This window comes from Ruegeria sp. CDSC079, from assembly GCF_059610505.1.
On record NZ_JBXWNT010000012.1, the window covers coordinates 107,741 to 119,078 of the forward strand.

Consider the following 11,338-nt stretch of genomic DNA (forward strand, 5'->3'; position numbering starts at 1 on the left):
TGAAATATATGAGCCGAAAGGTTCTGTTGATCGAGGATGAGCCGAACATTGCTGAAGCCATTCGGTTTTTGCTGACCCGCGAGGGATGGCAGGTTGAAACGCATGCTGAAGGGACGGATGCGCTGCTGGTGATACAGGGCGCGAAGCCGGATCTTGTGATTCTGGATGTGATGCTGCCGGGCAAAAGCGGGATGGAGATTTTGCGCGACTTGCGCGAACTCGAAGAGCTGCGAAATCTTCCGGTTCTGATGCTAACGGCTCGTGGCCAATCGAAAGATCGTGAGATGGCCGAGAATGCAGGGGTCAGCCGGTTCATGACAAAGCCGTTTTCCAATGCAGAAGTTCTGACCGCCGTCCGCGATTTGCATGCGCAGGCCTCGCGGTCATGAGCATGCAGGACGACCGCCAACCATCTGGTGCGCGGCCGTCGCTGTTTCTTGAGCGTCAAAGTTACCGCCGACGCAGGCTAACCGACGCCGCCCGTTTATTGCCCATATTGGGGGCCGCGCTGATTGCGATTCCGTTGCTGTGGCCGCGTGGGGGCGATGCAGCGGACGGAGTGCCGCTGTCTTCTGCGATTCTCTATATCTTCACATGCTGGGCGGTTTTGATCGTTGCCAGCGTCCTCTTTGGGTTCGCCGCAAGACGCATATCAACCGGCGATGATTCCGAGCCAGGTCAAGACTGATGGCAACGCTGAACGTGCTGATCCTGGTTTGTTTGGGCTATGTGGTGCTGTTGTTCAGCGTCGCATTCGCCGCCGACAGAATGGCCGCGGCGGGCAGGGGGGCGTGGCTGCGATCTCCGTTGATCTACACGCTGTCGCTGTCGATCTATTGTACCGCCTGGACCTTTTATGGCGCGGTAGGGAACGCCGCCCGGTCGGGGCTGGAGTTCGTAACGATCTATCTGGGACCCACGTTGGTCATGATCTGTTGGTGGTGGGGATTGCGCAAGCTGGTTCGGGTTGGCCGCAGCCAGAGGGTGACCTCAATCGCCGACCTGATTTCGTCTCGCTATGGCAAGTCGAACACTCTGGCGATTTGCGTCACAATTCTGGCCGTGTTGGGCGGGACGCCCTATATTGCGCTGCAACTTCAATCCATTACGCTGTCATTCTCAATCTTTGCCGAGGCCGACTCAAGCGGTCTTTACCGCGAAGGGTCCAGTGTGTTCTGGGTTGCGGCGGGGCTGGCGGTGTTCGCCATTCTGTTCGGTACCCGCAATCTGGATGCCAACGAACGCCATCATGGCGTTGTCACGGCCATCGCATTGGAATCTGTCGTTAAACTTTTTGCGCTGCTGGCCGTGGGCATTTTCGTTGTCTGGGGTATAGCCGGAGGAGTCGGTCCGATGATGGACCGCATCGATGCCTCTGAGATCGGGCAGTGGAATGTGAATGCCGGACGCTGGACCACGTTTATATTTCTATCGGCTGCGGCCTTTGTGTGTCTGCCGAGGATGTTTCAGGTGATGGTGGTCGAGAACGCCGATGAAGGGCATCTGAGGACAGCCGCATGGGCCTTCCCCCTGTATCTGCTGTTGATGAGCCTCTTTGTCGTGCCAATCGCGGTCGTAGGATTGGACCTTTTGCCCGAAGGATCGAATCCCGATCTGTTCGTGCTGACGGTGCCCCTGTCGCAGGGCAATGAATGGCTGGCGATGCTGTCCTTTATTGGCGGCTTTTCATCCGCCACATCGATGGTGATTGTCACGGCAATGGCCCTATCGACCATGGTGTCAAATCACGTCGTGATGCCGATCTGGTTTAGCCGGCAGGAGGGCGCTGGCGCCGTATCCGGTGATGTCCGCAATGTGGTTTTGCTGTCGCGGCGGATTTCAATCGCCGTGATCATGGTGCTTGGGTTCTCGTATTACCGCATTTCCGGCGGCGGGGCCGCGCTGGCTTCGATTGGTCTGGTGGCCTTTGCCGGGATTTCCCAGATTTTGCCTTCGCTGGTTGGCGGGCTGTTCTGGCGCGGGGCGACGCGAACAGGCGCTTTGGTCGGGCTGACGGTCGGGTTCTTGTTGTGGATCTACACGCTGTTGTTGCCCGGCATGGGCAGCGCGATTATGTCGGATAGTGTCCTGCAGAACGGACCGTTCGGATGGGGCTGGCTGCGCCCGCAGGCCTTGTTCGGGATCGACGGAATGGACCCGATGGTGCACGCTGTGTTGTGGTCGCTGTCGCTGAACACGCTGGCATTTTGCGCGGCCTCTTTGCTGAGCTTCCCAAGCCCGCTTGAACGGTTGCAGGGCGCGCAATTCGTCAACGTATTCGACCATTCGGTCGCGCTGCGCGGTTGGACCGGATCGGTGGCACAAAGCGAAGACCTGATGATCATGACCCAGCGCATTTTGGGCGCAGGTCCGGCGCAAGAGTTCTTTCAGGCACAGGCCGAACAGCAGGGTGGGCGGTCCAGCCTGCCCGAACCTACGCCAGGGTTTTTGGAGCGGTTGGAACGTGAACTCAGCGGCTCGGTCGGGGCGGCGACAGCGCATGCGATGATCGGGCAGATTGTTGGTGGTTCCTCCGTTTCGGTCGAGGATTTGCTCGCTGTGGCTGACGAATCCGCGCAGATGTTGGAATACTCCAGCCAACTGGAAGCGAAATCCGCTGAACTCAGCCGTACGGCGCGTCAGTTGCGTGAGGCGAACACCAAGCTGACGCAAATTTCCGAACAGAAGGACGGGTTCCTCAGCCAAGTCAGCCACGAATTGCGAACCCCCATGACCTCGATCCGAGCATTTTCCGAGATCATGCGGGATACCGAAGGTCTGACCAGCGAAGAAAGAACGCGTTACGCTGCCATCATCCATGACGAGGCGCTTCGGTTGACACGGCTGCTGGATGACTTGCTGGACCTGAGCGTTCTGGAAAGTGGGCGAGTCAATTTGAACAAGAGCGGTGACACCCTGCGGTCGGTTTTGGATCGTGCTGTGTCCAGTGCCTTGGCTGGAACCAGCCAGAAACTAACCGTCCGGCGGTCGAAAACCTCCGAACGCGTTCTCCTGCATACGGATTTGGACCGTCTGGGGCAGGTGTTTATCAACCTGATTTCGAACGCTCAGAAATATTGTGATGCCAAAGAACCGGTTCTGACCATTTCCGCGCATGATGTCGGGGGGCAGGTCGTCATTGATTTTGCTGATAACGGCACTGGCATTCCTCCAGATGCCCGGCAGATGGTTTTTGAGAAATTTGCCCGCGTCGGAGGCGACAAGGCAGGTGGTGCGGGGCTGGGATTAGCGATCTGCCGTGAGATTATGCAAAGACTGGGGGGCGATATCAGCTACTTGCCCGGCCATGGTGGGGCTGCGTTCCGGGTCAGGCTGCCACAGGCCTACCGACAGGCTGCGCAGTGACGGCTGTATAAACAGGTTGGTAACTATCGCCGGGTTAGACCTGAAAGAGAATGCAGGAACAATCAGCGGTTTTAGGCATGACGCAATCTGTCAGCGCGGCTCTGGCGCGCAAGCTTTCGATCAGTCAGGAGGAAAAGGGTGACAAGCCTCGCTCGATCCTACGTGCGCTGCGTCTGGCTTTTGCCCGCGCGGCAGAGGATCGTTTGCAGATGCCGTTGTCGGTTATCGGCGCCAAACAATCCTGTCGGCCACCAGGTGGGCTGATACAGTCTTTGGATGAGGATTGGATATTGCTGCTCTTTTCAGGCTCTGACAACAGCTTGGCTGCGATCTGCATGGATATAGGGTTAGTGTCGGCTGTCGTGCAGGCTCAGACAATAGGCGAGGTGATGCCCGAAGCGCCTTCTGCGCGGGGGTTCACCGATACGGACGCGGCCATGGTGTCCCCTTGGATCGAAGAGGGGCTGTCCCGCGCGGCATCACTTGTCGAAACGGCGAGTGACCGCATGTGCCTGATCGGTTTTGAGTATGCTTCGCGCCTTGCAGATCTGCGAACTTTGACCCTAGCGATGGTGGAAGAGGAATACCGAGTTTTTGAACTGACGGTCGAACTTGGCGGTGGGCTGAGACAAGGTCAGCTTTTAGTACTGTTGCCCATCCGACCGGCTGAAACGGCCGAGACGGAGGTGATTCATGATGAGCCAGAGGGCAGGCTTGATCAGGCATCGGGCGTGTTGAGGGCAGATTTGAATACGGTGGTCTGCCGGATGCCCTTGTCTCTGGCGACGCTTACAGAACTGGCGGTGGGGGATGTGTTGCCATTGATCGGGGCGCGGCTGGATCGTACCGAGATTGTGGCGATCGACCGCAGCCGGGCCGCGATCGGACGACTCGGCCAATGCGGAGGGCTGCGTGCGGTGCGCCTGAACGAAACCTACCAAACTCAGACATTTTTCCAGCCCGAAGCAAATGAGTTCCTTGAGGCGAGTTCAGCCAGTATACACGAAGAGGGGCCAACCGAACACGGGCAGGAAATAATGCCATTTTCCCCCGGCGCGCTGGGCCAAGAGGGGACAGAATTGAACCTCGAGAATTCGGAACACATGGTTGCCGAGATATCTCAACTGGCTGGTTTATCCGGGGATGAAAGCGCGCTGAAAGGCAGTTAGCAGACGCTCAAGTCACTGATCTGCGTATTTCTTCCAAGGTTGGACGCAGGTTGTCCAACGCATAGCCTGCCTTGGTCGTCGCCTGAAGGATGTCTTCGGTGCTCATGCTTTCGCACTGCCCCAATGCCCAGATCACAGAACAACGCGTGCCCGATGCACAATATGCGAGAACCGGACCGGCACAAGATTCTGCCAGGTCACGTTGCAAGGAGACGTTTTCGGGCGTCATGGTCTGATGCGTCAGCTCTAGCACTTCGTATTCCAACCCGGCAGCACGCACGGCCTGTCCGATAGCATCTGACTGGAGATCCTTAGGAACTTCGCTGTTCGGCCGGTTGCAGATCACTTTGACAAAGCCTGCCTCGACAATAGTGGGAACATCCTCGACCGAAATTTGCGGCGAGACGGCATAGCGGGGGGTTATCGGTCGAATCTCCATGGCTACTGCTTAGGTCGCGTTTACGGTTCTGTCCAGTTTTGCACCTAGGGCAGGAGCGGCATACATCCCTGCGAGCATGGAAACCAGAAACACAACGCCTCCGGTTCCGCCATACGTAAGAGACGCGATGGCTGGACCGGGACACAGTCCCGCTAATCCCCATCCCATGCCAAACATGACCGATCCGATGATAAGGCGGCGATCCAGTTCATGCTGAACCATCGTCGGGAATTTCCCACCCGACAGCGGTTTGCGATCTGGAACCAGTCTCCATGCGATCATCATGGGCACAATGGCGCCCCCCATCACAAATGCGAGTGTCGGATCCCAGTTGCCGAAAATATCCAGCCACCCCTGAACCTTGGTTGTGTCAGTCATGCCGGAAATCAACAGGCCTGCTCCGAACAAGGAGCCCGAAAGAAGCGATATCAGATTGCGCATCAGATCACCCCCCAGACATGGCGAAACAAGGCCAGCGTCACTGCCCCGGCCGCAATGTAAAGGATCGTTGCCACGATCCCGCGCACCGAAAACCGGGAAATGCCGCACACCCCATGTCCAGAGGTGCACCCGTTGGCAATTCGTGTCCCGATACCGACAAGCAGCCCAGCCCCGATCACAACCGTCAAATTCGAGGTCAGGTTTGTCTGCGGCCCCGGCGACAAAAACAGGCTTAGCATCAACGGCGTCCCAATCATCCCAGCGAGGAAATACAGCCGCTCGGCCGAGCGGTCAGAGCGATCGACAAGCCCTCCCAGGATACCGCTCGCCCCCATTACACGACCGTTTCCAAGCAGGTAAACTGCTGCGCCAAGACCAATCAACAGGCCGCCTACCAGTCCCCATATCCATTCTGAATACACTGATTTGTTCCCCCAAGAAGTTCGGCTCTAGCCGTCTAAAGTTTGTTCACTGGTAGTTTCAGGAACACGTCGCCATTCTCATCCTCAGGCGGCATCTGACCCGCCCGCATATTGACTTGTAAAGAGGGCAGGATCAGCCGCGGCATGGCCAAAGTGGCATCGCGGGCGTCGCGCATTTCAACGAATTCCTCGATAGGTCGACCTTGCCCGATATGCACGTTCAAGGCTTTTTGCTCTTCAACAGTTGTTTCCCACGCAAACTCGTCCCGCCCTGGAGCTTTGTAGTCATGCCCGACAAAGATGCGTGTCGCATCCGGCAGTGAAAGGATCCTCTGGATCGAGTTGTACAAATCTCCGGACGATCCGCCGGGAAAGTCGCATCGCGCTGTGCCAAAATCCGGCATGAACAGCGTGTCTCCGACAAATGCCGCGTCGCCGATGACATAGGTCATGCAGGCGGGTGTATGCCCGGGGGTGTGCAAGACGTCGCCTCTCATTTGACCGACATGAAATCCGTCGCCGTCGCGGAACAAGGCGTCGAACTGGCTACCATCGCGCTGAAACTCGGTACCCTCGTTGAAAATTTTCCCGAAAGTTTCCTGGATGGCGACGATTTGATCACCGATGCCAATCTTGCCTCCGAGTTTCTGCTGCAAATAGGGGGCTGCTGAAAGGTGGTCGGCATGGACATGGCTTTCCAGAATCCATTCGGTTCGCAACGAATTGGATTGGACATATCCGATGATCTCATCCGCAGATCGCGTATTGGTCCGGCCGGATGCGTGATCGAAATCCAGAACACTATCTATGATCGCGCAGGCATCGCCTTCAGGATCCTGAACCAGATAAGACACCGTGAATGTCTCGGCGTCAAAAAATGCTTTCACTTTGGGCGTCATGGTTTCCTCCGCCGGTTAGGTCTTAGTCATATATTAATAACGGAATGTGAAGCAATCAACATTTGGTGATTTGATGCCGGTCAAGGCAGAAGCGGCAAAGTTGGGCTAAAATTCTGGCATCCTGCGAAAGCGCGCCGATGTTAGGGGGCGGTCGGGCGAATTTTCGCGCGATAGAATAACCGAGTGATGTAAGTCTTAAAACCGTTACTAAACTATAGGTAACTGATGACATTTGGGAGGATGGATATGCCGAGAATAGATTTGTATTCCGAAGCCGAACAACTTGAGAAAAAACTGAAGGGCGCCAGTGTTGATACCCGCCTTGCCCTTCAGCCCAGTGTCACAAAGGTCATCGAGAAGATGCGTCTGCAGGGTGTTGAGGTTCCTGCGCGCCTGCGTCGCCTGGATGCGGCCCTGTGCGAGGACGTTATGGAAGCGCGTTTCGACAATCTGCCGGTTTGATGGCCGCAGTCAACCGAACGAGATTCCAAGTATAACCAGCATCAGACCTATCACCGACAAAAAGAGCGCGCCCATGTTCCAGGGCAGCACCCGTTGAACAACGGCGCGCAATTCATCGTCAGACAGGCCGGATTTGCGGGCTTTCATGACATGCAGAATGCACCAAACCAGCCCAGCCAGGCCGATAAGTGACAGGGCGGCACCGCCCCAGGTGATGAATTCGAACATCGTTTTCCATCTTTCAACGTCTGACCTGAGCGCTTAACTGATCGCGCTGGCCCGCACAAGCGAGACTGGTTTTTTGCATGCTTGCGGCTTGGCTCGCACCGATGTATCCCGCTTGTTGCCCACCTTTTCAGCATGACAAACCAGCCTCTGGGAGAGACTTAGATGGAAGAGAATACCGAAGATCAGGCCGCCGCGAATTACCGTGTAACCGCGGGTGAGCTGCGCCAGTTCATCGAACGGATCGAGCGTCTGGATGCGGAAAAGAAAGATTTGGCGGAGCAACAAAAAGAAGTGATGGCCGAGGCAAAAGCGCGGGGCTACGACACCAAGGTCATGCGGAAAGTGATCGCATTGCGCAAACGTGACAAAGACGACATTGCCGAGGAAGAGGCGGTGTTGGAAATGTACAAAGAAGCGCTGGGAATGTAACGGCTGCTTTCCCGCTATAGACTCAAGGTCTTAGAACCTGCACTCCGGGCATGGACTCAAGTCGGTCCATGTCCTGCGCATATAATTCTGCAAACGCGTCGACGATTTCCATGCTCCAATCTGGCAGATCAAGCTCTTCTGTTGTGAGCTCGGTTTTGGCGTGTTCCTCCAAAACCGTGGCAAGGTCGTCACGCAAATGTTCGTCCTGTTCCAGGCTTTGATCAATCAATGCCAGACCTTTGGATTTGCCTGAATCGTCTAGAAGTGACAGCAGTAAATCAAACTCGTCAACCAGCGTGTTGTCCGGGGGGAGGGCCGCGATTGCACGGATTATATCTCCCCAGATCAGAGGTGCGTCCTCATTGCTCCAGAGTGTGATTTTGACATTGGGCGCAAGATCTCTGATGTCCTCGACCATGCTGATCCAGCTGAGGCAGCTGATATCGGTACTTCGCATTTTGTCGAGGCGACTCTGTTCAGGTAGCGACATCAAAGCTTTGGGAATAAATCTGCCAGGGCTTAAAAAACCCATACAAAGCTCAATTTCGTGGTCAGGAAAGGACTTTTCAAGCAACTCCATTCGGCGTCCCGCATTTGGGTATAGCTGCCCGTCGTCCAGTGCATTTCCAACATCGCCTGCAAAGCTGGCGCATGAGTAAATCAAACGATCGACCTTCGGAGCCGATCGCAACCCAGCCCGAAGCATTTCCTTTGCGGCACCGATTTCATTCTGGTTTTCAATGGCAGCAAAGGCGGGTTCGAAAATTTGCCGATAACGGCGCGGGCCAAATACGGATGCACCATTTTGATGCAACGCGCCGGTGTTGCGTTGAAGGGACCGCAATACGAGACCTTCATCGGTGAACGCAGCACCTGCGTGGATTGCAACCTGCATATTCGGTTTTTACCCTCGCGTTCGTGCACATTATCTGTTGGGTTACAGGCTGTACTCCGCACAGTCAAACCAGGCGGAGTAAATTCTCTGGGCCAGACCCAGTGCCATGAATACAGAAAATCGTTAAGCGGCGGCAAAATTCTGTCTTGAAGTCCGTAACAAGAGGCATTAATCGACACCAAGTGCCCCTATAGCTCAGCTGGTAGAGCAACTGATTTGTAATCAGTAGGTCCGCGGTTCGAGTCCGTGTGGGGGCACCATTTCACTCTAAGATTCTTTCTATTTCTTGATTTTCCAAAAGTCAGAATGATTGGGACAGCGCAGGCGAATTGCGTAACGAAGAGTTTTTCCGAGGACTTTTTCTGATGACCTGCGTAAATGGGGTGGTGGTCAAAGGCGGCGATTGAATTTCCGCAAGTTGCATCGGCGAAACGCATTGTGTTCATAGCCTTATGGCCTTACTGGTGCTTTCAGCCTAAAAACTGGCCCAACGCGCTGTGCGGGCGTGATGGAATGGTAGACATATCAGACTTAAAATCTGAAGGGCGTATGCCCGTGTGGGTTCGAGTCCCACCGCCCGCACCACCTCTGCCACCCTGATTGATTTTCAAGTCTCGATGCAGCGGAACCTCTCCCGATTTGCTTTGGTTCGGGTTCGGCGGGAATTGAATACCGGGATTGGTCCAGCGCAAAAATCGGTGTCCTGCATTAAATGTCCAATATCTATCCAGTCTAAGGTGAGGGCCTGTCAGGCTACACCTTCCAGTTCCTGCATGTTAGCATCCCGTAAATTTCTTCAGGAGACACCATATGCCGTTGACCGTAAAACAAATGATGGAAGCTGCGAACTCCACCGTCGAGCGAATCCAGAGAGCCAAAGCGGTCGAGATCCTGGAGCGAGGTGGCCTGCTTCTGGACATCCGCGATGCAGCGGAATTGCAGCAGACAGGGCGTGCTTCGGGGTCACATCATATCCCGCGCGGTATGTTGGAATTTCGGGCCGATGACACTCTGCAATCACATGATCCAGAGCTTCGCAAAGATCGCCCAATTGTCTTGTATTGTGCCTCGGGTGGCCGCGCTGCCCTTGCGGGAAAACTGTTGCAGGACATGGGGTATGAGCAGGTCTATAACCTGGGTGGCTTGGTCGATTGGGTGAATGGCGGGGGCGAAGTCGCCTAGCCAATAGGAAACGCCAGAACCCGAGCTGTGATCGTTCGAAAGGTCAGGTCAGGCGTTGAGGAACGTCCTGACGGCGGCCTCGAACTCACGCGGTTTTTCCGCATGCAACCAATGTCCTGCACCAGGTATTTTTGCAAAACGTGCCGAAGGGAACATTCCGCGGATCACTGAGCGATGTTCAGGCAGCACATAGTCGGACTCCCCCCCGGACAAAAACAGTGTTTGACCACCCCAGGATGCGTCTATTTCAGGAAAGCCCATGATCTTGGGCATTTCAGAGGCCAAAGTATCCAGGTTCAAAAGCCAACGCTGTCCGTTGATGTCGAGTGACTGCGTGAAAAAGCTCTGAAGGGCTTTTTCGACTCCGTTGTCGGCCAGTTGTTGTTCAGCGTCCGAGCGACGCTCGACCCGGGAAAGGTCCACCGCGCGCATCGCTTCAATAAACTGAATCTGACTGTGGCTATAGGCCACCGGGGCGATGTCTGCCACCACCAGTTTGCGCAGCTTTGCGCTGTGCAGCAGGGCTAAAGTCATGGATGCCTTGCCGCCCATCGAATGTCCGACGACATCTGCCTGTCCGCCGAACTGGTCGATAACTTCGGCCAGATCATTTGCTAGATCGGAATACCCATGGTCATGCGTCCACATGCTGTTTGCGTGGTTGCGCATATCAACCGCCACAACTTGCCGCTCGTCAGATAGCCGGCGGGCGATGACCCCCCAGTTCCGGGCCGAGCCATATAGGCCATGGGCGATCAGCAAAGGGGGCTTGTCGGTAGGTTCACCATGTATGATCGTGTTCAGCATATAGCCGTGATACCCGCCGCAATCTGAAACGGCCAGCCCCATTGTGGCTCCTATTCCACATGAGTAAACTGTCAGCTCAGGAGGCCGCAGCATGCCGCAAGACACAGATATACAAACCCAAATTGCGCAGACCATACAGCTGTTGCGTGACAAGTTGGGTGTGCGCGACAAAACGCTGACCGCCTCGGTCAAAAAGGCCAAAAGGCAACTGCCGCGCCGGATATACAAACAGGCAATGGTCCTGGCACAAGCAGAGCAGATGGCGGCCCATCCAAAACTGCGACTTGTGCTGGACAATCCGAAACTGATCCAGGCCTCGGAAGAGGTGCAAAAACATCTGGGGGGTATCAATTTGGCGGATCGGCGGATGGGGTGGTTTCTGGGAATGCTGGGCGGGCTGACTTTTAACCTGTTGGCCTTTTCTGCTTTGTTGCTGATCTTCATGATGTGGCAGGGGCTTATCTGACCACAAAAAAAACGGCGCCGGATTGGCGCCGTTTTGTTTCTTGGATGACTGAATTCTTACAAGTTTGGATAGATAGGGAATCTGGCGCAGAGGTTTGCGACTTCGGTTTTGACTTTGGCCTCGACCTCACCGT

General features: G+C 55.5%; 15 protein-coding genes and 2 tRNA genes. 10 read left to right on the top strand and 7 right to left on the bottom strand.

Annotated elements, in window-relative coordinates:
* The first annotated feature begins 8 nt into the window (after positions 1–8).
* Genes AC2FIC_RS19310 through AC2FIC_RS19325 form a run of 4 tightly spaced genes read left to right on the top strand, consistent with a single transcriptional unit; the run spans position 9 to position 4,535 of the window.
* Entirely contained in the window at positions 9–389 is a 381-nt protein-coding gene (locus AC2FIC_RS19310) for a response regulator transcription factor (RefSeq protein ID WP_142638139.1), read from the top strand.
* Positions 386–688, top strand: coding sequence for a hypothetical protein (locus AC2FIC_RS19315; RefSeq protein ID WP_281973229.1), 303 nt, complete (start codon positions 386–388; stop codon positions 686–688). The genes AC2FIC_RS19310 and AC2FIC_RS19315 overlap by 4 nt, the downstream gene beginning before the upstream one ends.
* The gene (locus AC2FIC_RS19320) at positions 688–3,366 is read left to right on the top strand and encodes an ATP-binding protein (RefSeq protein ID WP_496692841.1); all 2,679 of its coding nucleotides are present in this window, start codon (positions 688–690) and stop codon (positions 3,364–3,366) included. Before AC2FIC_RS19315 ends, AC2FIC_RS19320 begins: the two co-directional genes overlap by 1 nt.
* Before the next feature lie 50 nt (positions 3,367–3,416).
* Complete coding sequence (locus tag AC2FIC_RS19325; RefSeq protein WP_496692840.1) at positions 3,417–4,535, top strand: FliM/FliN family flagellar motor C-terminal domain-containing protein; 1,119 nt, start codon at positions 3,417–3,419, stop codon at positions 4,533–4,535.
* A gap of 7 nt (positions 4,536–4,542) precedes the next feature.
* Here AC2FIC_RS19325 and AC2FIC_RS19330 read toward each other — a convergent pair whose 3' ends face one another.
* The 4 genes from AC2FIC_RS19330 to AC2FIC_RS19345 are packed head-to-tail and all read right to left on the bottom strand — an operon-like array spanning position 4,543 to position 6,736.
* Positions 4,543–4,974, bottom strand: coding sequence for a protein tyrosine phosphatase family protein (locus tag AC2FIC_RS19330; protein ID WP_281973226.1), 432 nt, complete (start codon positions 4,972–4,974; stop codon positions 4,543–4,545).
* A 9-nt stretch (positions 4,975–4,983) separates the two neighbouring features.
* On the bottom strand, positions 4,984–5,415 hold the full coding sequence (locus tag AC2FIC_RS19335; RefSeq protein WP_496692839.1) for a DUF6691 family protein: 432 nt from the start codon (positions 5,413–5,415) through the stop codon (positions 4,984–4,986).
* Entirely contained in the window at positions 5,415–5,837 is a 423-nt protein-coding gene (locus tag AC2FIC_RS19340; protein ID WP_496692838.1) for a YeeE/YedE family protein, read from the bottom strand. Before AC2FIC_RS19340 ends, AC2FIC_RS19335 begins: the two co-directional genes overlap by 1 nt.
* A 35-nt stretch (positions 5,838–5,872) precedes the next feature.
* A complete protein-coding gene (locus AC2FIC_RS19345) occupies positions 5,873–6,736 on the bottom strand; it encodes an MBL fold metallo-hydrolase (protein WP_282022110.1) in 864 nt (287 codons plus the stop codon).
* Positions 6,737–6,982: 246 nt separating this feature from the next.
* On the opposite strand from AC2FIC_RS19345, the gene AC2FIC_RS19350 reads away from it, so the two are divergent.
* A complete protein-coding gene (locus tag AC2FIC_RS19350) occupies positions 6,983–7,198 on the top strand; it encodes a hypothetical protein (protein ID WP_142638155.1) in 216 nt (71 codons plus the stop codon).
* Between the two features lie 9 nt (positions 7,199–7,207).
* Here AC2FIC_RS19350 and AC2FIC_RS19355 read toward each other — a convergent pair whose 3' ends face one another.
* On the bottom strand, positions 7,208–7,426 hold the full coding sequence (locus AC2FIC_RS19355) for a carboxymuconolactone decarboxylase family protein (protein ID WP_142638212.1): 219 nt from the start codon (positions 7,424–7,426) through the stop codon (positions 7,208–7,210).
* Between the two features lie 162 nt (positions 7,427–7,588).
* Between AC2FIC_RS19355 and AC2FIC_RS19360 the strand changes: the two genes are divergently transcribed.
* Positions 7,589–7,855, top strand: a complete 267-nt coding sequence (locus tag AC2FIC_RS19360; RefSeq protein WP_142638157.1) for a DUF2312 domain-containing protein — start codon at positions 7,589–7,591, stop codon at positions 7,853–7,855.
* A 22-nt stretch (positions 7,856–7,877) separates the two neighbouring features.
* Here the strand turns inward: AC2FIC_RS19360 and AC2FIC_RS19365 are convergent, their stop codons facing one another.
* Positions 7,878–8,435, bottom strand: a complete 558-nt coding sequence (locus AC2FIC_RS19365; protein ID WP_281973223.1) for a hypothetical protein — start codon at positions 8,433–8,435, stop codon at positions 7,878–7,880.
* A gap of 499 nt (positions 8,436–8,934) precedes the next feature.
* On the opposite strand from AC2FIC_RS19365, the gene AC2FIC_RS19370 reads away from it, so the two are divergent.
* The 3 genes from AC2FIC_RS19370 to AC2FIC_RS19380 all read left to right on the top strand — a co-directional run bounded on the left by AC2FIC_RS19370 (position 8,935) and on the right by AC2FIC_RS19380 (position 9,932).
* Positions 8,935–9,010: transfer RNA gene (locus AC2FIC_RS19370), tRNA-Thr, on the top strand.
* A 239-nt stretch (positions 9,011–9,249) separates the two neighbouring features.
* Positions 9,250–9,335: transfer RNA gene (locus AC2FIC_RS19375), tRNA-Leu, on the top strand.
* Between the two features lie 225 nt (positions 9,336–9,560).
* Positions 9,561–9,932: a rhodanese-like domain-containing protein gene (locus tag AC2FIC_RS19380; RefSeq protein WP_142638196.1), complete on the top strand. Its 372-nt coding sequence runs from the start codon at positions 9,561–9,563 to the stop codon at positions 9,930–9,932.
* A gap of 48 nt (positions 9,933–9,980) precedes the next feature.
* Here the strand turns inward: AC2FIC_RS19380 and AC2FIC_RS19385 are convergent, their stop codons facing one another.
* Positions 9,981–10,781: an alpha/beta fold hydrolase gene (locus tag AC2FIC_RS19385; protein WP_399171133.1), complete on the bottom strand. Its 801-nt coding sequence runs from the start codon at positions 10,779–10,781 to the stop codon at positions 9,981–9,983.
* 49 nt (positions 10,782–10,830) lie between these two features.
* On the opposite strand from AC2FIC_RS19385, the gene AC2FIC_RS19390 reads away from it, so the two are divergent.
* Positions 10,831–11,205, top strand: a complete 375-nt coding sequence (locus AC2FIC_RS19390) for a hypothetical protein (protein ID WP_281973222.1) — start codon at positions 10,831–10,833, stop codon at positions 11,203–11,205.
* Positions 11,206–11,338: the final 133 nt, after the last annotated feature.